The organism is Streptomyces capoamus (genome assembly GCF_014654935.1).
GTDB classification, from domain to species: domain Bacteria; phylum Actinomycetota; class Actinomycetes; order Streptomycetales; family Streptomycetaceae; genus Streptomyces; species Streptomyces capoamus.
The window spans coordinates 55448-75118 of the sequence record NZ_BNBF01000009.1 but is presented as its reverse complement, the minus strand read 5'-3'; the positions used below and the strand labels follow the sequence as shown (position 1 = coordinate 75118).

General features: G+C 73.9%; 17 protein-coding genes and 1 pseudogene. 8 read left to right on the top strand and 10 right to left on the bottom strand.

Features of this window, described 5'->3' with window-relative positions:
- Positions 1-474: 474 nt before the first annotated feature.
- Entirely contained in the window at positions 475-1941 is a 1467-nt protein-coding gene (locus IE312_RS16305; protein WP_189982419.1) for an amino acid permease, read from the bottom strand.
- A 209-nt stretch (positions 1942-2150) separates the two neighbouring features.
- Here IE312_RS16305 and IE312_RS16300 point away from each other — a divergent pair, with 209 nt between their 5' ends.
- Positions 2151-2858: a MerR family transcriptional regulator gene (locus IE312_RS16300; RefSeq protein ID WP_189982417.1), complete on the top strand. Its 708-nt coding sequence runs from the start codon at positions 2151-2153 to the stop codon at positions 2856-2858.
- Here IE312_RS16300 and IE312_RS16295 read toward each other — a convergent pair.
- The 3 genes from IE312_RS16295 to IE312_RS16285 are packed head-to-tail and all read right to left on the bottom strand — an operon-like array spanning position 2844 to position 7502.
- Positions 2844-5027 (bottom strand): 3-hydroxyacyl-CoA dehydrogenase NAD-binding domain-containing protein, encoded by a 2184-nt coding sequence (locus IE312_RS16295; protein ID WP_189982415.1) that lies wholly within the window; start codon positions 5025-5027, stop codon positions 2844-2846. The genes IE312_RS16300 and IE312_RS16295 overlap by 15 nt on opposite strands.
- A gap of 48 nt (positions 5028-5075) precedes the next feature.
- Entirely contained in the window at positions 5076-6290 is a 1215-nt protein-coding gene (locus IE312_RS16290) for an acetyl-CoA C-acetyltransferase (protein ID WP_189982412.1), read from the bottom strand.
- 42 nt (positions 6291-6332) lie between these two features.
- Positions 6333-7502, bottom strand: a complete 1170-nt coding sequence (locus IE312_RS16285) for a CaiB/BaiF CoA transferase family protein (protein ID WP_189982410.1) — start codon at positions 7500-7502, stop codon at positions 6333-6335.
- 301 nt (positions 7503-7803) lie between these two features.
- Here IE312_RS16285 and IE312_RS16280 point away from each other — a divergent pair, with 301 nt between their 5' ends.
- The gene (locus IE312_RS16280; RefSeq protein ID WP_189982408.1) at positions 7804-8982 is read left to right on the top strand and encodes a saccharopine dehydrogenase family protein; all 1179 of its coding nucleotides are present in this window, start codon (positions 7804-7806) and stop codon (positions 8980-8982) included.
- Between the two features lie 143 nt (positions 8983-9125).
- Here IE312_RS16280 and IE312_RS16275 read toward each other — a convergent pair whose 3' ends face one another.
- Complete coding sequence (locus IE312_RS16275; protein WP_189982406.1) at positions 9126-9884, bottom strand: endonuclease V; 759 nt, start codon at positions 9882-9884, stop codon at positions 9126-9128.
- Between the two features lie 59 nt (positions 9885-9943).
- Between IE312_RS16275 and IE312_RS16270 the strand changes: the two genes are divergently transcribed.
- Complete coding sequence (locus IE312_RS16270) at positions 9944-10240, top strand: YciI family protein (RefSeq protein ID WP_189982404.1); 297 nt, start codon at positions 9944-9946, stop codon at positions 10238-10240.
- 43 nt (positions 10241-10283) lie between these two features.
- Here IE312_RS16270 and IE312_RS16265 read toward each other — a convergent pair whose 3' ends face one another.
- A complete protein-coding gene (locus IE312_RS16265; protein WP_189982402.1) occupies positions 10284-10622 on the bottom strand; it encodes a plasmid stabilization protein in 339 nt (112 codons plus the stop codon).
- A 55-nt stretch (positions 10623-10677) separates the two neighbouring features.
- Complete coding sequence (locus IE312_RS16260; protein WP_189982400.1) at positions 10678-11862, bottom strand: WD40/YVTN/BNR-like repeat-containing protein; 1185 nt, start codon at positions 11860-11862, stop codon at positions 10678-10680.
- Positions 11863-12082: 220 nt separating this feature from the next.
- Between IE312_RS16260 and ssgD the strand changes: the two genes are divergently transcribed.
- The 4 genes from ssgD (at position 12083) to IE312_RS16240 (ending at position 16557) form a co-directional block, all read left to right on the top strand.
- A complete protein-coding gene (gene ssgD, locus IE312_RS16255; protein WP_189982398.1) occupies positions 12083-12499 on the top strand; it encodes a spore wall synthesis regulator SsgD in 417 nt (138 codons plus the stop codon).
- A gap of 312 nt (positions 12500-12811) precedes the next feature.
- Complete coding sequence (locus IE312_RS16250) at positions 12812-14437, top strand: ABC-F family ATP-binding cassette domain-containing protein (protein ID WP_189982396.1); 1626 nt, start codon at positions 12812-12814, stop codon at positions 14435-14437.
- A gap of 143 nt (positions 14438-14580) precedes the next feature.
- Positions 14581-15357 carry a dimethylargininase gene (ddaH, locus tag IE312_RS16245; RefSeq protein ID WP_189982394.1) on the top strand — a complete coding sequence of 259 codons (777 nt, stop codon included), beginning with the start codon at positions 14581-14583 and terminating at the stop codon, positions 15355-15357.
- A gap of 225 nt (positions 15358-15582) precedes the next feature.
- Positions 15583-16557, top strand: coding sequence for an acyl-ACP desaturase (locus IE312_RS16240; RefSeq protein WP_189982392.1), 975 nt, complete (start codon positions 15583-15585; stop codon positions 16555-16557).
- A 50-nt stretch (positions 16558-16607) separates the two neighbouring features.
- Here IE312_RS16240 and IE312_RS16235 read toward each other — a convergent pair whose 3' ends face one another.
- A complete protein-coding gene (locus IE312_RS16235) occupies positions 16608-16853 on the bottom strand; it encodes a WhiB family transcriptional regulator (protein WP_189982390.1) in 246 nt (81 codons plus the stop codon).
- A 281-nt stretch (positions 16854-17134) separates the two neighbouring features.
- Between IE312_RS16235 and IE312_RS16230 the strand changes: the two genes are divergently transcribed.
- Entirely contained in the window at positions 17135-17926 is a 792-nt protein-coding gene (locus tag IE312_RS16230; RefSeq protein ID WP_189982388.1) for a VOC family protein, read from the top strand.
- Positions 17927-17951: 25 nt separating this feature from the next.
- On the opposite strand, the gene IE312_RS16225 is transcribed toward IE312_RS16230, so the two are convergent.
- Positions 17952-19028, bottom strand: a complete 1077-nt coding sequence (locus tag IE312_RS16225; protein ID WP_189982386.1) for a LacI family DNA-binding transcriptional regulator — start codon at positions 19026-19028, stop codon at positions 17952-17954.
- An 87-nt stretch (positions 19029-19115) separates the two neighbouring features.
- A pseudogene (locus IE312_RS40355) lies at positions 19116-19671 on the bottom strand (ornithine cyclodeaminase family protein); the annotation flags it as partial.

Sequence of the window (19671 nt, the reverse complement as noted above, 5' to 3'; positions counted from 1 at the left end):
GGACGGCGCAGACGTGGGCGCCGGCGATCGCGCCGCCCGGGCGCAGCGCCCGGGCGGCGCGCCGCTGAGCCGGCCGTAGAGGAAGGCCGCGGCGAAGGCATCACCCGCGCCGTCATAGTCAGCCACCGGTGGGGGCGGCTGGGCCGCCGGCGCCCGCGCGGGCCGGCTCGCCGCAGGCCGCCCCGGCGGCGGTGACGACGGTTCCGGCGCGGCCCCGCCCGGCGGTGCGCCGCATGGTCCGCTCGGGGCCGGCGATCGCGCCCACCGGGCGCGGGCGGGCGAGTCGCCGGTCTGCCCGGCGTGGGTGCGGATCCCGGAGTCGCTCAGGTGGGCGGCGTACGGCGGGGGCAGCCCGGGGACGTGGACCATGCCGTCCACACCGGCCCCGCCCGGTACCAGGACGTCGTGTCCGCGCACACCGCCGTACCCCCGCCCCGCGGCTACCGCTTCAGCCCGCCGTACCCCGCCCGGCCGCTACCGCTTCAGCCCGGCGGGCTTCTGGCCGGCGTTCTCGGCCACCCGGCGGCGGACGCCGTACCAGCCGGCGACCAGCATGACGGCCAGCAGCGGGATCAGCAGGATGGTCTTCCGGCCGACCTCGGGGTCGTTCCACATCATGCCGAGGCAGACCAGCAGGAACGCGATCGTGGCGATCTCGGTGACCGGGCTGAACTTCAGCTGGAAGTGCGGCCGGGTCGCCAGGCCCGCGCGGGCGCGGCGGACGAAGATCATGTGGCAGAGCATGATGATCACCCAGGTGCTGATGATGCCGAGGGAGGCCACGTTCAGCACGATCTCGAAGGCCTGGCTGGGCACCAGGTAGTTCAGGCCGACCCCGAGCACACAGACCGCGCAGGTCAGCAGGATGCCGCCGTAGGGCACCTGGCTGCGGTTCATGCGGGCGGTGAACTTCGGCGCCGATCCGGCCATGGCCATGGAGCGCAGGATGCGGCCGGTGGAGTACAGGCCGGAGTTGAGCGAGGACATGGCGGCGGTCAGCACGACCAGGTTCATCACGTCACCGGCCGCCGGGACGCCGATCTTCGACAGGACCGTGACGAACGGGCTCTCGTCGGCGGAGTACACCGAGCCGGGCAGCAGCAGGGCGAGCAGCACGACCGAGCCGACGTAGAACAGGCCCACCCGCCACATGATCGAGTTCACCGCGCGCGGGACGACCCTCTCCGGCTCGGCGGTCTCGCCGGCGGCCACGCCGACCAGCTCCAGCGCGGCGTAGGCGAAGATCACGCCCTGCATCACCAGGACGACCGGCATCGCACCGTGCGGCAGGAGACCGCCGTGGTCGCTGATGACGCTCAGGCCGGGGGTGTGGCCGCCGACCTTGTGCTGAGTGGCGAGCAGGAAAATGCTGATCAGCATGAAGCCGACGATGGTGGCGACCTTGATGATCGCGAACCAGAACTCCATCTCGCCGAAGATCTTCACCGAGATCAGGTTCACGGCCAGGACCACCGCGAGGGCGATCAGGGCGAGCACCCACTGCGGGATGCTGGTGAACAGGGACCAGTAGTGCGTGTACAGCGCGATCGCGGTGATGTCGGCGATGCCGGTGGTCGACCAGTTCAGGAAGTACATCCAGCCGGCGACGTAGGCGCCCTTCTCGCCGAGGAACTCGCGCGCGTACGACACGAACGACCCGGAGGACGGCCGGTACAGGACCAGCTCGCCCAGGGCCCGGACGACGAAGAAGGCGAAGACGCCGCAGACCAGGTAGGCCACGGCGAGTGCCGGTCCGGCGTTGTGCAGGCGGCCGCCGGCGCCCAGGAGGAGGCCGGTGCCGATGGCTCCGCCGATGGCGATCATGTTGACGTGGCGGGCCTTGAGGTCCTTGCTGTAACCGGCGTCGCCCGCGTCCGCGGGCGTCTGGGCCACCGGGGGGTGGGTGGTGGCCGGTGCCGATTCCACGGCTTCCTTGCTCACGGGTGGTTCCATTCCTGGTGCGCCCGGACCTCGTGGGCCCGGGGTTCGTGCAGGTCTTGGCCCGCACCACCCTCGTGTTGCGGCACAGACCAAGGCAGCAGCTTCCCAGAGGGTTCAGCCGGTACGCGGTGGTCCAGGTCACAGAGCGGTTCTTCTCACACGCTGGTCCCGGGTTTCACACCACCGGTGAGACAGCGATACTGCTGCGCATGACGACCGGTACCGAGGAGACGCCCCTCACCATCGACGAGCTGGCCGCTCGGGCGGGCGTCACCGTCCGCACCGTCCGCTTCTACGGCAGCAAGGGGCTGCTCCCGCCGCCGGTGATCGGTCCCCGCCGGGTGGGGCACTACGGACCCGGGCACGTGGCGCGCCTGGCTCTCATCGAGGAGTTGCAGCAGCAGGGCATGACCCTGGCGGGCATCGAGCGGTACCTGCGGCAGCTGCCCGCGGACCTGACCCCGCACGATCTGGCGATCCACCGCGCGGTGGTCGCGTCCTGGGCGCCGGAGGCGGTGGAGACGCTGGCGCGCCGGGAGCTGGAGCGGCGGGCGGGACGCCCGCTCGGCGCGGATGACGTGGAGCGGCTGACGGCGATGAACGTCGTCGCACCGGGCGACGGGGACACGTTCCGGGTGGACGCCGGGCTGCTCCGGCTCGGCGTCCAGCTCCTGGACGTACCGCTGTCGCAGGAGGCGATCCTCGCGGCGCGCGAGGTGCTCGTGGAGCACTCGCGCGCCGCGGCTCACGCGCTGTCCCAGCTCTTGCGCGGCGAGGTGGAGCAGCGGGACGCCCGGGACGTGAAGACCCTGTCGGCGCACATGCAGCCGCTGGTGGTGCAGGCTCTGCTGACCACCTTCCAGCGCTCGCTGCGGGAGGAGCTGGGCGAGTGGCTCACCGGCTCAGGGGCGGACTGAGTCGCTGAACGGCTCCCCCTTCTCCGCCTTGGCCACGAGCAGGGCGGGCGGGGTGAACCGCTCGCCGTAGCGCTCGGCCAGTTCGCGGGCGCGGGCGACGAAGCCGGGCAGGCCCCCTTCGTAGCCGTTGATGTACTGGAGCACGCCGCCGGTCCAGCCGGGGAAGCCGATGCCGAGGATGGAGCCGATGTTGGCGTCGGCGACGGAGGTGAGGACGCCCTCCTCCAGCAGGCGCACGGTGTCGAGCGCCTCGGCGAAGAGCATGCGCTCCTGCATGTCCCGGAACGGGATCTCGTGCCCGGGCCGGGTGAAGTGCTCGCGCAGGCCGGGCCAGAGCCCGGCCCGCTTGCCGTCCTCGGTGTAGTCGTAGAAGCCCGCGCCGCCGCTGCGGCCGGTGCGGCCGAACTCGTCGACCATGCGGTCGATGACCGCCTCCGCGGGGTGCGCGGTCCAGGTGCCGCCGGCCTCCTCCACGGCGCGCCGGGTCTCGGCGCGGATCTTGCGCGGCAGGGTGAGGGTCAGCTCGTCCATGAGGGAGAGCACCTTGGCCGGGTAGCCGGCCTGCGCGGCGGCCTGTTCCACCGAGGCGGGCTCGACGCCCTCGCCCACCATGGCGACACCCTCGTTGATGAAGTGGCCGATCACCCGGGAGGTGAAGAAGCCGCGGGAGTCGTTGACGACGATCGGCGTCTTGTTGATCTGCCGGACCAGGTCGAAGGCGCGCGCGAGGGTCTCCTCGCCGGTGCGCTCGCCCTTGATGATCTCCACCAGCGGCATCTTGTCGACCGGTGAGAAGAAGTGCAGCCCGATGAAGTCGCCCTGCCGCTGGACGCCCTCGGCGAGCGTGGTGATGGGCAGGGTGGAGGTGTTGGAGCACAGCAGCGCATCGGGGGCGACGACCTGCTCGATCTCCTGGAACACCTTGTGCTTGAGGGCGGTGTCCTCGAACACGGCCTCGATGACCGCGTCGCAGCCGGCGAGGTCGGCCGCCTCGGCGGTGGGGGTGATCCGGGCGAGCAGCGCGTCCGCCTTCTCCTGACTGGTACGACCCCTGGTGACGGCCTTGGCGCACAGCTTCTCGGAGTAGCCCTTGCCCTTGACGGCCGCTTCCAGGGAGACGTCCTTGAGGACGACGTCGATGCCCGCGCGGGCGCACGCGTAGGCGATGCCGGCGCCCATCATGCCCGCGCCGAGCACGGCCACCTTGCGGACCTGGCGGGGTGCGATGCCCTGGGGCCGGTTGGCGCCCGAGTTGACCGCCTGGAGGTCGAAGAAGAAGGCCTGGATCATGTTCTTCGAGGTCTGCCCGGCGGCCAGTTCCACGAAGTAGCGGGCCTCGATGACCTGGGCCGTCTCGAAGTCGACCTGGGAGCCCTCGACGGCGGCGGCCAGGATGTTGCGCGGCGCCGGGTAGGGGGCGCCGCCCGTCTGCTTGCGCAGGCTGGCCGGGAAGGCCGGCAGGTTCGCGGCGAACTTCGGGCTGGCCGGGGTGCCGCCGGGGATGCGGTGGCCCGGCCTGTCCCAGGGCTGCTGGGACTCGGGGTTCGCGTCGATGAAGGCCCGGGCCTTGGCGAGCAGTTCCTCGGGGGTGGCGGCGACCTCGTGGACGAGGCCGTTCTCCTGGGCGCGCCGCGCGTTGTACTGCTGTCCCTGGAGGAGCACCTTCAGCAGGGCGTCCGCGATGCCCAGCAGGCGTACGGTGCGCACGACCCCGCCGCCGCCCGGGAGCAGGCCGAGGGTCACCTCGGGGCAGCCGATCCGGGTGCCGGGGGTGTCGAGGGCGACCCGGTGGTGGCAGGCGAGGGCCAGTTCGAAGCCTCCGCCGAGGGCCGCGCCGTTGATCGCGGCGACGACCGGTTTGCCGAGGGTCTCGATGCGGCGCAGGTTCCGCTTGATGGCGAGTCCGCCGTCGAACAGTTCCTGTGCGGTCTCGGGCGTGACCTGGATCAGGTCGCGCAGGTCGCCGCCCGCGAAGAAGGTCTTCTTGGCGGAGGTGAGGATGATGCCGCGGATGTTCTCCCGCTCCGCCTCCAGCCGGTCGGTGATCACGGCGAGGGAGTCGCGGAACGCCTGGTTCATGGTGTTCGCGGACTGGTCGGGGTCGTCCAGGACGAGGGTGACGACACCGGTGTCGTCCTGCTCCCAGCGGATGGTGGTGCTCTCGGTCATGACAGTCGTCTCCGTTGAGGTCTGCGGTCGTTCGGTTCCGCGGGGAGGTCAGATGCGCTCGACGACGGTGGCGATGCCCATGCCGCCGCCGACGCACAGGGTGGCGAGGCCGTAGCGCTTGTCCTGGCGCTCCAGTTCGTCGATGAGCGAGCCGAGGATCATGGCGCCGGTGGCGCCGAGCGGGTGGCCGAGGGCGATGGCGCCGCCGTTGACGTTGACCTTGTCCAGGCTGAGGCCCATGTCCTTCACGAAGCGCAGCACGACCGCGGCGAACGCCTCGTTGATCTCGACCAGGTCGATGTCGTCGATGGTGAGGCCCGCCTTGGCCAGCGCCTTGCGGGTGGCGGGGGCGGGACCGGTGAGCATGATGGTCGGCTCGGAGCCGGAGACGGCCGCGGAGACGATCCGCGCGCGCGGGGTGAGGCCGTGGCGCTCGCCGACCTCCCGGGAGCCGATGGCGACGAGGGAGGCGCCGTCCACGATGCCGGAGGAGTTGCCCGCGTGGTGGACGTGGTCGATCTTCTCCACCCAGTGGTACTTCTGCAGCGCGACGGCGTCGAAGCCGCCCAGGTCGCCGATGTCCGCGAAGGACGGCTTCAGCTTGGCGAGGGAGTCGGCGGTGGTGCCGGGCCGCAGGTGCTCGTCGTGGTCGAGGACGACCAGGCCGTTGCGGTCCTTCACGGGGACCACGGAGCGGTCGAAGCGGCCCTCCTTCCAGGCGGTGGCGGCGCGCTCCTGGGACAGGGCCGCGTACTCGTCCACGTCCCGGCGGGAGAAGCCCTCGATGGTGGCGATCAGGTCGGCGCCGATGCCCTGCGGGACGAAGTTGACGGCGAGGTTGGTCATGGGGTCGTTGAACCAGGCGCCGCCGTCCGAGGCCATCGGGACCCGGGACATCGACTCGACGCCGCCCGCGAGGACGAGGTCCTCCCAGCCCGCGCGGACCTTGGCGGCGGCCAGGTTGACCGCTTCGAGACCGGAGGCACAGAAGCGGTTCTCCTGCACGCCCGCGACCGTGTCCGGCAGTCCGGCGGCGATGGCGGCGATCCGGGCGATGTCGGAGCCCTGGTCGCCGACGGGGCCGACGACACCCAGCACGATGTCGTCGATCGCGGCCGGGTCCAGGCCGGGGAAGCGGTCGCGGATCTCATGGATGAGCCCCACGACCAGGTCGATGGGCTTCGTGCCGTGCAGGGCGCCGTTCGCCTTGCCGCGGCCGCGCGGGGTGCGGATCGCGTCGTACACGTACGCTTCGGTGCTCACTGGGGTGCCTTTCGGGAGGTGGGCCGAGCGGGGTGGGCGGGGTCAGCCGCGGTCGGTGACGAGGTCGTCGGGGTCGTCGGCGGGGCGGGCCGGTATCCCCCAGTCCCGGGCGACCGAGGCCGTGTCCGCGCCGGGCCGGGCGGGACCGGTGCGGACGGCGGTGGGGGTCGCGGAGAAGCGGGGGGCGGGGGCGGGCTGGGTGATGCCGCCGTGCTCGGTGAAGGTGCCGCGGGCGGCCAGGTGCGGGTGGTGCGGGGCCTCGCGCAGACTCAGTACGGGTGCCACGCAGGCGTCGGACCCCTCGAAGACGGCGGTCCACTCGTCCCGGGTGCGGGACGCGAAGGCGGCGGTGATCCGCTCGCGCAGCTCGCCCCAGCGGGTCCAGTCCGTGCGGGCGGGCACCAGGTCGTCCAGGCCGAGCAGGTGCAGGAACTCCGCGTAGAACTTGGCCTCCAGGGCACCGACCGCCATGTGCCGCCCGTCGGCGGTCTCGTAGGTGCCGTAGTAGGGGCAGCCGCCGTCGAGGAGGTTGGCGGCGCGCCGGTCCTGCCAGCCGCCGGCGGCGAGCATGCCGTGGATCATCGAGGAGAGGTGGGCCGTGCCGTCCACGATGGCCGCGTCGACCACCTGGCCGGTGCCGGTGGCGCGCGCGTGGTGCAGGGCGGCGAGGACGCCGACGACCAGGTAGAGGGAGCCGCCCGCGTAGTCCCCGAGGAGGTTGGCGGGCACGGCCGGGGGTTCGTCCGCGCGGCCGATCATGCCGAGGGTGCCGGTGAGCGCGATGTAGGCGATGTCGTGGCCGGCGCGCCGGGCGAGCGGGCCGTCCTGGCCCCAGCCGGTCATCCGGCCGTAGACCAGGCGGGGGTTGCGGGCGTGGCAGTCCCCGGGGCCGATGCCGAGCCGCTCGGCGACGCCCGGGCGGTAGCCCTCGACGAGGATGTCGGCGCGTTCGGCGAGGTCGAGGACGCGCGCGGGGCCGTCCGAGGCCTTCAGGTCGACCACGACGGAGCGCTTGTTGCGGTTGGTGACGTCGTGGGCGGGGTCGATCGCGAGGCCCGGGCCGTCCGGGCGGTCCACCCGGACCACGTCGGCGCCCAGGTCGGCCAGCAGCATGGCGGCGAACGGGCCCGGCCCGATGCCGGCGAGCTCGACCACGCGCACACCGGACAGCGGGCCGTTGCCCGGTGCCGGCGGCGTCCCTGCCGTTGTCATGCTCCAGCCCCCAAGCCTGTGTGACACAGATGATGTAACACCGGTGATGCTAGGAACGCGTTCCACCGGACACAAGACCTGAACGAGCAAGCGCTTAGCCAAGTGCCCGGCACGCCGGTCATCACCCGGACGAGTGAGCGGAGTGCCGCGGCGCGCACGCCGCCTCCCGCTTCGTCCGGCCGTTGCTGGGTAGGACCACGGCTGCCTCCGGGCTGGTCGTCGGGCTCCGCTTCCCTCACGCTAGCCTCGGCCACCGACAGCGGCGCGGGGTGTACGGCGGCCGCACGAACCGAGGGGTGTCATGAGCAGGATGAGCAGGACGGACCGCCCGTACGACCTCGTGCTCTTCGGAGCCACGGGCTTCGTCGGCACGCTCACCGCCCGCTACCTTGCCGAGCACGCACCGGACGGCCTGCGCTGGGCGCTCGCCGGACGCGACGAACGGCGGCTGGAGGAACTGCGCGCGAGCCTGCCGGGCGGCGCCGGCGCCGGGATCCTGCGGGCCGACGCGGCCGAACCGGCCGGCCTGCGCGCCCTCGCCGAACACGCGCGCGTGGTGGCCACGACCGTGGGGCCGTACGTGCTGCACGGCGGGGAACTCGTCGCCGCCTGCGCCGACACCGGCACCGACTACCTGGACCTGACCGGCGAGCCGGAGTTCGTGGACCTGACCTACGTCCGGCACGACGCACGCGCGCGGGAGACGGGCGCCCGGCTGGTGCACGCCTGCGGTTTCGACTCCGTGCCGCACGACCTGGGCGTCTACTTCACGGTCCGGCAGCTCCCCGAGGGCGTGCCGCTGACCGTGGACGGCTACGTGAGCGCCGACGCCGCCTTCTCCGGCGGCACCCTCGCCTCGGCCCTGAACCAGCTGGCCCGCGGGCGGCGGATGCTGGCCGCCGCGCGCGACCGGTCCCGGCACGAGCCGCGGCTGCCCGGCCGCCGGGTGACGGCGCCGGCGGGCGCCCCGCGGTTCGCCGCGGAGGTCGGCGCCTGGGCGTTGCCACTGCCCACCGTCGACCCGCAGATCGTGCGCCGCTCGGCCCGGGCGCTGGAGCGGTACGGTCCGGACTTCCGGTACCGGCACTACGCCGCGGTGCGACGACTGCCGGTCGCGCTCGGCGGGGTCGCGGCCGTCGGCGCGGTGGCGGCCGTGGCCCAGCTGCCGCCCGCGCGGCGCCGGCTGTCGGCGCTGCTCCAGCCGGGCGAGGGACCGAGCGCGCAGCGGCGGGCGAAGAGCTGGTTCACGGTGCGGTTCGTCGGCGAGGGCGGCGGACGACGGGTGTTCACGGAGGTCGCGGGCGGTGATCCCGGGTACGACGAGACGGCGAAGATGTTCGCCGAGGCGGCCCTGTGCCTGGCCTTCGACGACCTCCCGGAGACGGCCGGCCAGGTCACCACGGCGCAGGCGATGGGCGACGCCCTGACCGGACGGCTGCGCGCGGCGGGCATCACCTTCCGGGTAGCGGCGCGGCGCTAGCCGGACCTGGAGTAGGTGCCGGAGGTGACCGTGCACGACGGCGCGGGCGGCGCGGGACCGGGTGGGTGGGCTGGAGCGCGTCCTGCGGTACCGGGGCGGCGACCTGCGCCACTCCGCCCCCGACCCGGCGACGGCAGCGCCGGCTACGACTCGGAGTACCGGGAGGCCGGCGCCTGGCGGCTGGTGGAGTCCTGAGCGGCGCCGCCGGCCGGGCCTTCGGCCGCCTGGCGCAGGGCCCGCCGGCACAGGGCATCCGCGCGCCGGGTGGTCTCCGGCAGGCGGTAGCGCGGGGTCAGGGCGAGCGTGTGCGCCAGGGCGTTGCCGAGGCTGACCCGGTGGCCGACCGACACGAACACCGGCTTCACCCCGTCCCGGGTGCGCAGGGCCCGCCCGACCTCCTCGGTCCCGGCGAGCAGCGGCGCGGACCGGCCCCGCGCCGGCCCGGGGTCGTCGTAGGCGAACGTGAAGGGGTTCTTGGCGACGCCGATGGTCGGCAGGCCGGTGAGCACGCCCAGGTGGCTCGCCAGCCCGAAGCGGCGCGGGTGGGCCAGGCCGTAACCGTCGCAGACCACCAGGCCGGGCGGGCACGGCAGCCGCTCCAGCGCGGCCCGGACCGCCGGGATCTCGCGGAAGGCGAGGAGCCCCGGCACGTACGGGAAGGAGACCCGGCCGACGGCCGTCGCCTCCGCGACGACGTCCAGGGTGACGGCGTCCAGCACGACGGCGGCCGCCGCGACCAGGTCGAGGCCGTCGTCGTAGGCGACGTCGACCCCCGTGACGCGGCCCGTGCCGGGCGGCGGCCCGGGTTCGTCCAGCACCACCCGCCCGCGCAGCTCGTCCTGGACGGCGCGGGCCTCCTCCGGGGTCGCGGGCCAGCCCGCGGGTACGCCGACGATCGTCATGCCGGGTGACTCTACGGGCCCGCCGTGGGCCCCCGGACCGGCGGGGTAGGCTCGCGATCATGTTCGTACTGGAACTGACCTACACCGCGCCGCTCGACGCCGTGGACGCCGTCCTGCCGGACCACGTGGCCTGGCTTGAGGAGCAGTACGAGAAGGGCTTCTTCCTGGCCTCGGGACGCAAGGAGCCCCGCGACGGCGGGATCATCCTCGCCGTCGCGGGGGACCGCGCCCGCATCGAGGAACTCGTGGCGGGCGACCCGTTCACCGTGGCCGGCGTCTGCGCCTACCGCGTCACGGAGTTCATCGCCACGAAGACCGCCCCCGAGCTGGCGCGCCACCGGCAGACACTGGGCTGAGGCCCGCGGCCGGCGCCGCGGGTCCCGGCCGGCCGCGCGCCCGTCAGCCCTTCTTGGAGTCCAGGGCGCGCTGCAGCTCGTCCTTGTTCATGTGCGAACGGCCTTCGATGCCGCGCTGCTTCGCCTCGTTGTACAACTGCTCGCGCGTCGGGCCGTGCGAGCCGGCCCGGTTGCCCGACCGCTGGCCGCCGCGCTTGGACGACGACATGTCCTGGGTCGAGCTGCGGCTGGCGGTCTTGGACTCGCCGGCACGGGCGCGTTCCTTGTTGACCGTCCGCGCGGCGATCTCCTCGGCGCGCCCGGTGCTCTCTCCCCGGTCCTGCGCGCTCTTCTTGATGTGCTCGTACTGACGCTCGCGCTTGGGGCTGGAACCGGCTGGCATGATCGCTCCCTTCCTTTGCGGCAGGGAACGGGTACCCGCCTTCGGCGCACTTAGCTCACCTTTCGAGCCGGGCGACCCGGCCCTGTTCGCCGGCCGCCCAGCAGCTCCGGTCGGGGGTGCAGGCCACCGTGTCGTAGGAGCCGGTGTCGAGGGCGCGCCAGCTGCGGCCGGCGTCGGTGGTCAGGTCGGTGCCGGTCGGGCCGACGGCCAGCGCCGTGGTGCGGCTGTGCGGGAACCAGGCGGCCCCGGAGCGGTAGGCGGGCGGCGGGGCGGTGGCGGGCCGCCAGGTCCGGCCGCCGTCGGCGGTGACCGCGGCGGAGTCCGGCGAGGGCAGGCCGGGGCGGTAGTCGCCGCCGACCGCGATGCCGTGGGTGCGGTCGCGGAAGGCGAGCGCGAAGACGCCCCTGGCCGGGTCCCCCGCGGGGACCGGCGTGTCCGCGGCCGTCCAGGTCCGGCCGCGGTCGGCGGAGTGCAGCACGCGCGCGCGGGCGCCGCCGCCGGTGGCCAGCCAGACGTCCCGCGGGCCGGACGCGACCAGGCACTGGCCGCTCGCGGCGAAGCCCGCCTCGCCGTCCAGCGCGGGCGGCATGCCGTCGGCGGGCAGCACCCGCCAGGAGCGTCCGCCGTCGGCGGTGGACAGCACGCGGAACCTGCCGTCCACGGGGTCGCTCAGGGCGAGGCCGTGCCGGCGGTCGAAGAAGGTCAGGCAGTCGTAGAAGGCCTGCGGGTCGGTGTTGCGGAAGGATTCCGTCCAGGTCGTACCGCCGTCGTCGGTGCGGTAGACGCGCGACGCCTCGCCCTCGCCGATGGCGAGCACCACCGCGCGCCGCGCGTCGAACGCCGTCACGTCCCGGAACTGCGCGTCGGCCGCGCCCGGCGGGGAGACGTTCCGCCAGCCGGCGCCGCCGTCCGTGGTGCGCAGCACCGTGCCGCCGGTGCCGGCCAGCCAGGCGGTGTGCCGGTCGACGGCCGCGAGTCCCCGGAAGCGGACCTGCGGCGTGCCCGGGTCCTTCGGCGCCCAGTGCACACCCGTCCGCCCCGGATCCCCCGGGACGGCACCGGCAGCCCTGGCGGTCCCCGCAGCCCTGACGGCCCCGGCCGCCCCCGCGCCGTCCTGTCCGAGCGGGCGGGCCCCGGCCGCCGGGGCCGTCAGGGCGGCCAGCACCGCCGCGCACGCCACTCCCGCCGCCGCCGGCCGGCTCGTCCGTCTCCCGCGTCGCGTGCTCCCCGAGCGCCTCATGGCGGGCGAAGCTAGCCCACCCTCCCGGCCCCGTCCAGAGGGCCTGCCGGGCCGTGGGTGACGTGGGACGCACGGGAACGGCCGTGCGTTCCCCGTGCATGAACGCGGTGACCGAGGTCACTCGTTACCCGTGTGCACGCACCGGCCGATTCCGTCGTCTCTTCCAGTGCCGGGTGCCGCACACCCGGGCGCAGTCCAGCCGTCACGAGGGAGCCAGGTGTTGTCCACCGTCATCGAGCAGCCCGTAGAGGCCCGTCTCGTCGCCGCCGCACCGCGCATGCCGAGCATTCCCGCGACGCTGCGCTACGACCGGCGCGACCCGTTCGCCGTCCGCATGACCTTCCCGGCCCCGGCCACCCTGGAGGGGGTCGACGTGTGCTGGACCTTCTCCCGGGACCTGCTCATGGCCGGATTGCAAGGCCCCGAGGGCCACGGCGACGTCCGGGTGCGGCCGTACGGGTACGACCGCACGGTGCTGGAGTTCCACGCCCCGGAGGGCACCGCGATCGTGCACGTCCGCTCGGGCGAGATCCGGCGGTTCCTGGAGGCGGCCGGCGAACTGGTCCCTGTCGGTCTAGAACACCTTCAGCTGGACCTGGACCACGACCTGGCCGAGCTGATGCGGGACGCGTGCTGACCCCCGGCCGCCGAGCGGCACGCGCGCGTGGGGGCCGGCGGCCGCGTTAATGCGTTGACACCCCTCCCGCGCCCTCCTACGGTGTACAACGGTTCTGTTGCCGTCGATTGGAGAAGGACGTTGCTCGTCTGAGGTCCTGAGGCACCGCGTTCGCACCCGGTGAGGTGTGCGCGGCCTGCGACCTCGGCGTCCGAGCCGTCCCCCCGGCACAGGCCCTTTCCCGTGGCCCTCGGTGCCCGGCCCTTCGGTTTCCGCCTCGCGGTGTCTCGACACGCGTCCACCCGAACGCTCACACCCCTCGCGAGGCGCCCCATGTCAGCTTCCCTCACCGCCCACTCCCTGTCCTACGCCTGGCCCGACGGCACCGTCGTCTTCGACGGCCTGGACATCTCCTTCGGCCCCGGCAGGACCGGGCTCGTCGGCGTCAACGGATCCGGCAAGTCCACCCTGATCAAGCTGCTGGCCGGGGAACTCACCCCGGCCGACGGCACCGTCCGGGCGGCCGGCGAGATCGGCCACCTCCCGCAGCACGTCACGCTCGACACCGCGCTCCGCGTCGACGAGGCCCTCGGCATCGCCGGGCGACGGGCCGCCCTGCACGCCATCGAGGCGGGCGACGTCGCCGAGGAGCACTTCGAGACCCTCGGCGACGACTGGGACGTGGAGGAACGCGCCCTGGCCACCCTCGGTGAACTGGGCCTCGGCCACATCGGCCTGGACCGGACCGTGGGCGAGGTCTCCGGCGGCGAATCGGTGTTGCTGCGGCTCGCCGCGCTGCTGCTGCGCCGCCCCGACGTCCTGCTGCTGGACGAGCCCACCAACAACCTCGACCTGTACGCGCGCCGGCGGCTCTACCAGGCCGTCGCCTCCTGGCCGGGCGTCCTGGTCGTGGTCAGCCACGACCGGGAACTGCTGGACCTGGTCGACCAGATCGCGGACCTGCGTTCCGGTGAGGTCACCTGGTACGGCGGCAACTTCTCGGCCTACGAGGAGGCCCTGGCCGTCGAGCAGGAGGCGGCCGAGCGCATGGTGCGCGTCGCCGAGGCCGATCTGCGCAAGCAGCGGCGCGAACTGGCCGACGCCCAGGTCAAGCTGGCCCGCCGCAAGCGGTACGGCCAGAAGATGTGGGACGCCAAACGCGAACCGAAGATCGTCATGGGAGCGCGCAAGCGTGCCGCGCAGGAGTCGGCGGGCAAGCACCGCATCATGCACCAGGAGCGGCTCGCCGAGGCCCGGGAGCGGCTGGACGAGGCGGTGGAGGCGGTACGGGACGACGACGAGATCCGCGTCGAGCTGCCGTACACGGCCGTGCCGCCCGGCCGCCAGGTGCTCACCCTGGAGAACCTGGAGACGGCCTGCCACGCGCGCGTGCCCGGCGTCCTGGAGTTGCGCGGTCCGGAACGGATCGCGCTGGTCGGCCGCAACGGCTCCGGCAAGACGACGCTGCTGCGCACGGTCGCCGGGGAGCTGGCGCCGTCGGCCGGCGCGGTGACGGCGCACGTTCCGCTGCGGTTCCTGCCCCAGCGGCTGGACGTGCTGGACGACGCCCTGTCGGTCGCCGAGAACGTGGCCCGGTTCGCGCCGGGCGCCACCCCGAACCGGATCCGGGCCCGTCTCGCCCGCTTCCTCTTCCGTGGCGCGCGGGCCGACCAGAAGGCGGGCACGCTGTCGGGCGGCGAGCGTTTCCGGGCCGCCCTGGCCGCGCTGATGCTCGCCGAGCCCGCCCCCCAGTTGCTGCTGCTGGACGAGCCGACGAACAACCTCGACATGGCCAGCGTCCGGCAGCTGGCCTCGGCCCTGGACTCCTACGAGGGCGCGCTGATCGTGGCCGGGCACGACCTGCCGTTCCTGGAGTCGATCGGGATCACGCGCTGGCTGCTGATGGAGGGAGGGGTGCTGACGGAGACGACGCCGGAGGCGTTCGCGGACCAGGCCTGACCGGCCGGCGGGGTTCCGGGAGGGGGACGGCCGGGTACCGGGGCTTTTGACCTGGCCGGGGCGCCCTGCATGATGACGGAACCGGCGCCTCGTGCTGGGCGCCGGAACCGCACCGCCGCACCGACCGATTCGAAAGGCCCCTCGTGCCCAGCAAGAAGGCCCTCGTCCGCCGTCCCGGTCCCCGCCTCGCCGACGGCCTGGTCACGCACATCGAGCGGGAGAAGGTCGACGCCGGGCTCGCCGCCGAGCAGTGGGAGGCCTACGTCGAGGCCCTGCGCACGCACGGCTGGGAGACCATCGAGGTGGAACCGGCCGAGGACTGTCCGGACTCGGTGTTCGTCGAGGACACCGTGGTCATGTACAAGAACGTGGCGCTGATCACCCGGCCCGGTGCCGAGTCCCGGCGGGCGGAGACCGCCGGGGTCGAGGAGGCGGTGGCCCGCCTGGGCTGCTCGGTGAACTGGATATGGGAGCCGGGCACGCTGGACGGCGGTGACGTCCTGAAGGTGGGCGACACCGTGTACGTCGGCCGCGGCGGGCGGACCAACGCAGCCGGCGTGCAGCAGGTGCGGGCGGCCTTCGAACCGCTGGGCGCCCGTGTGGTGGCCGTGCCCGTGAGCCGGGTGCTGCACCTGAAGTCGGCGGTGACCGCGCTGCCCGACGGCACGGTCGTCGGGCACATCCCGAAGATCGACCGGCCGTCGCTGTTCCCGCGCTTCCTGTCGGTGCCGGAGGAGTCCGGCGCGCACGTGGTGCTGCTCGGCGGCAGCACGCTGCTGATGGCGGCGAGCGCCCCGCGGACCGCCGAGCTGCTGGCCGACCTCGGCCACGAGGTGGTGACGGTCGACATCAGCGAGTTCGAGAAGCTGGAGGGGTGTGTGACCTGCCTCTCGGTGCGACTGCGGGGGCTGTACGCCTGACCGGGCGGCCCGGCCGCTCCGCGGTCCCCGGACCTGCGCGTCCCGGGGCCGTCCGGGACCCGTGCGCGAGGCCGTGCCGGCGTGCTGATCAGCGGTTGTTTACGACGCTCTTAGCCTACGGCTTCGTAACCTACGGGTTCGTAGCCTACGATCTCGTAGGTTCCCGGCACCGCTCGCCGGACCCTCCCCTTCCGCTCCCCTTGTTCGGCGTCCCCTGGAGTTCCTGTGACGATCACTTCCCCTCACCTCGGCAGCCCGTCCGTCTGGACCGACGCGCGGCTGCTGTACGCGCTGGAGGAAGTGGTCGACAAGGAGCTGAACCGGCATCTGCAGGTCGCCAAGGACTGGATGCCGCACGAGTACGTGCCGTGGAGCGACGGCCGCAACTTCCCGGGTCTGTTCGAGGACGGCGAGGCCTGGGACAAGGGCCAGTCCAAGGTGACGGAGGTCGGCCGGATCGCCCTCGTGGTCAACCTGCTGACCGAGGACAACCTGCCGAGCTACCACCACGAGATCGCCACGCTCTTCGGCCGCGACGGCGCCTGGGGCACCTGGGTGCACCGCTGGACGGCCGAGGAGGGCCGGCACGGCATCGTGATGCGGGACTACCTGCTGGCCTCCCGCGCGGTGGACCCGGACCAGCTGGAACGGTTCCGGATGTCCCACATGAGCGAGGGCTTCGAGTCCGACAACCGGCACTCGATGCTGCACTCGATCGCCTACGTCGCCTTCCAGGAGCTGGCCACGCGGATCTCGCACCGCAACACCGGCCACCAGTCCGGGGACCCGGTCTGCGACCGCATGCTGGCCCGCATCGCGACCGACGAGAACCTGCACATGGTCTTCTACCGCAACCTGCTCAAGGCCGCCTTCGAACTGGCTCCCGACCTGACCATGCAGGCGGTGCGGGACGTCGTCGTGAACTTCCGCATGCCCGGTCACGGCATCCCCGGCTTCGAGCGGGCCGCCGCGCAGATGGCGATCGGCGAGGTCTACAACCTGCGCATCCACCACGACGACGTGCTGCAGCCGGTGCTGCGCTTCCTGAAGGTCCTGGAGATCGACGGCCTCGGCCCCGAGGGGCTCAAGGCGCAGGAGGAGCTCGGGCTGTTCATGGGCGGGCTGGACGCGGAGGCCGCGAAGTTCGACGAGAAGCTGGCCGCGCGCAAGGCCCGGATGGCGGCCCGCGCCGCGGGCTGACGCCCGGCGCGCGGGGCGGGTGCTCCGCGCGGGCCCGCCGGGCGGCGGGGTCAGCGGGCGGGGCGGCGCAGGGCCAGGCGTTCCTTCTCCGACAGCCCGCCCCAGACACCGAACCGCTCGTCGTTGGCCAGCGCGTACTCCAGACAGGCGGGGCGCAGCTCGCACAGGGCGCAGATGCGCTTCGCGTCGCGCACCGAGCTGCCGGGCTCGGGGAAGAAGAAGTCCGGCCCGGTCTGCGCGCACAGGGCCTGCTCCTGCCAGGTGTCGTCGGCCGGGGTGATGGTTTCGAAGTGCATGGCCAGGAGCCTGCCCGACGCCGGAAAACGTTCGATCAACGCCGGATCAACGACGCGCCCGGGGACTCCCGGCCGCCCCGATGATGCTCCCCCGCTCCCCCCGCGCGCACGGCGGCGCGCGGGGCCGGTGCGGAAACCGGCGGGACGCCCGCCGTCACACCCGGTGAGCGCGGGGCGGGGCAGTGCGGCGCGGCGCGGTGCACTGCTCCGGCGGCGCGCGCCGGTGGGCGGTGCCAGACTCGGCAGTGCACAGGACGGGACCCCGGCGAGGAGGGCCGAACATGCTCACCACCCGTTTCGTGAACGGCGCGCCCAACTGGATCGACGTCGGCAGCCCCGACATGGACGGAGCCGTCTCCTTCTACGGCGGCCTGTTCGGCTGGGAGTTCCGGTCGGCGGGACCGGAGGCCGGCGGGTACGGCTTCTTCCAGCTGGACGGCCGGACCGTGGCGGGCGGCATGCGGACCGGCCCCGAGCAGGGCCCGCCGGCCTGGACGGTCTACTTCCAGAGCGAGGACGCCCGGGCCACCGCGGAGGCGGCCGGGCCGGCGCACGGCACGGTCCTGTTCCAGCCGCTGGACGTGATGGGCGAGGGCCGCATGGCGGTCCTCGCCGACCAGGCGGGTGCGCACTTCGGGATCTGGGAGCCGGGGCGGACCCGGGGCGTGGACGTGGCGAACGAGCCCGGCGCGCTGTGCTGGGTCGAGCTGTACACGCCGGACATCGCGGCGGCCGCCGCCTTCTACCGGCGGGTGCTCGGCCTGGAGACGTCCGGGGTGCCCTTCCCGGGCGGGACGTACACGTGCCTGAACCCGGAGGGTGCCGGGGAGGACGCGATGTTCGGCGGGATGGTGCCGCTGGCCGACGACCCGTCCGAGCAGGCGTCCGGTCCGTACTGGCTGCCGTACTTCGAGGTGGAGGACACCGACGCGGCGGTGGAACGGGCACAGCGGCTCGGCGCGGCGGTGCGGATGCCCGCGACGACCCTGGAGGGCGTGGGCCGCATGGCCAGACTGGCCGATCCGTACGGGGCCCGCTTCGCTGTGATCAGGAGCGAGGCGGCGCAGGGCTGAGCCTCCGCGCGACGCCGGGATCCGGTCACGCGGAGGCGCGGCGTATCAGGGTCGTCGGCAGGATCGTTCCGGCCGCCGGCGCGCCCGCGGCGCCGGCCGCCGCGCGCTCCCGGTCCCGGCCGCCGGCAAGCCCCCGCAGCAGCAGGCGGGCCATCAGGCGGCCCATGCCCTCGATGTCCTGACGGACCGTGGTCAGCGGGGGGTCGGCCTGCTCGGTGACCGGCAGCATGTCGTCGAAGCCGATCACGGCCACGTCCTCGGGCACCCGACGGCCGCTCTCGCGCAGCACGCGCAGCGCGCCGAGCGCGGTGAGGTCGTTGGCGGCGAAGACGGCGTCGACGTCCGGGCAGCGCTCGAGCAGTTCGCGCATGGCGCGTTCGCCGCCGGACGGGGTGAAGTCGCTCTCCACGACCAGCCGGGGGTCGCTCGCGCCCGGCGCCTCGGCCATCGCGTCCCGGTAGCCGTCGAGCCGGTCCACCGCCGAGGTCTGGTCCAGCGCGCCGGTGAGGTGCGCGACGCGCCGGCGGCCGAGGCCCAGCAGGTGCCGTACGGCCGCGCGCGCCCCGCCCCGGTTGTCGCAGTCGACGTACACCACGCCCGGGTCCGCCGCCCGCGTGTCCTCGCCCCAGCCGGGGCGTCCGCCGAACACGGTGGGCACGCCGGCGTCGCGGATGAGGCCGGGCAGCGGGTCGTCCAGGTGCAGGGAGAAGACGAGCGCGCCGTCGACGTGGCCGCCGGCGAGGTACCGGGCCACGCGCGCGTGGTCGGCGCGGCCCTCGGTGAGCAGCAGCACGAGCTGGTTGTCGTGCGCGGTCAGCTCCTTGCTGATGCCACGCAGCTGCAGGGCGAAGAAGGGGTCGGCGAAGACCCGGGCCTCGGGCTCGGCGATGACGACCGCCACGGCGTCGTGGCGCCGGGTGACGAGGCTGCGCGCCGCCTGGTTGGGGACGTAGCCCAGTTCCTCCACGGCCCGCCGGACCCGCTCGGCCAGCGGCTCGCGTACCCCGTCGCCGCCGTTGACCACGCGGGACACGGTGGCCCGGGACACGCCGGCCCGCGCGGCCACGGCCTCCAGCGTGGGGCGCGACGCTGCCTCGGTCACTTCGGGACTCCTCCCCGGCGGGTGGCGATCAGGATAGCCGCGCGGCGGCCGTCCGGCCGGTGCGGGCGGCGTCCCGGCGGGAGCGCCTCAGCCCAGCAGGTCGGCCGCCGTGCCGAGGTCCCGGCGCTCCGCCTCCCGGAACGCCCGCCAGGCGAGGGCGAGATCCTGCCAGGGCAGTCCGACGGGGGCGTACACGGTGCGCTGCCGGGCCGAGGTCCGGCCGGGGTGCGTGCCGTCCAGCACGTCGCTGAGGGTGGCGTCGGCGTCCGTCCGGGTCGGTCCGGGTGCCGCCAGTGCCCCCGCCGAGGCGGCCAGTTGCCGGTCGTCCACGACGAGGAGGGCCGCGTCCAGCAGGTCGGCGGCGAGTTCGCGTTTGCCGGGCTCGTCGGTGCCGAGACTGGTGAGGTGCTGCCCGGCGCGGGTGTCGGCGAGGGCGAGCAGCGGTGTCCGGGACCAGGTGGCGAGCAGGACGACGTCGGCCGCCGCGGCCACCGCCCGGGCCGAGCCGAGGACCCGGCCGCCGTGCCGGGCGGCGAACGCGACGGCCCGCCCGGGGTCCGTGTCGTGGACCACGAGATCGCGGAACCCGTGCTCGACGGCGAGGCCGCGCAGGGTCAGCTCCGCCTGCGCGCCCGCGCCGATG

Coding starts and splice junctions, on each gene's coding strand:
- IE312_RS16300 (WP_189982417.1), top strand. CDS start 2,151: ATGACGACCGGTACCGAGGAGACGCCCCTCACCATCGACGAGCTGGCC.
- IE312_RS16295 (WP_189982415.1), bottom strand. CDS start 5,027: ATGACCGAGAGCACCACCATCCGCTGGGAGCAGGACGACACCGGTGTC.
- IE312_RS16285 (WP_189982410.1), bottom strand. CDS start 7,502: ATGACAACGGCAGGGACGCCGCCGGCACCGGGCAACGGCCCGCTGTCC.
- IE312_RS16280 (WP_189982408.1), top strand. CDS start 7,804: ATGAGCAGGATGAGCAGGACGGACCGCCCGTACGACCTCGTGCTCTTC.
- IE312_RS16275 (WP_189982406.1), bottom strand. CDS start 9,884: ATGACGATCGTCGGCGTACCCGCGGGCTGGCCCGCGACCCCGGAGGAG.
- IE312_RS16270 (WP_189982404.1), top strand. CDS start 9,944: ATGTTCGTACTGGAACTGACCTACACCGCGCCGCTCGACGCCGTGGAC.
- IE312_RS16265 (WP_189982402.1), bottom strand. CDS start 10,622: ATGCCAGCCGGTTCCAGCCCCAAGCGCGAGCGTCAGTACGAGCACATC.
- IE312_RS16260 (WP_189982400.1), bottom strand. CDS start 11,862: ATGAGGCGCTCGGGGAGCACGCGACGCGGGAGACGGACGAGCCGGCCG.
- IE312_RS16250 (WP_189982396.1), top strand. CDS start 12,812: ATGTCAGCTTCCCTCACCGCCCACTCCCTGTCCTACGCCTGGCCCGAC.
- IE312_RS16235 (WP_189982390.1), bottom strand. CDS start 16,853: ATGCACTTCGAAACCATCACCCCGGCCGACGACACCTGGCAGGAGCAG.
- IE312_RS16230 (WP_189982388.1), top strand. CDS start 17,135: ATGCTCACCACCCGTTTCGTGAACGGCGCGCCCAACTGGATCGACGTC.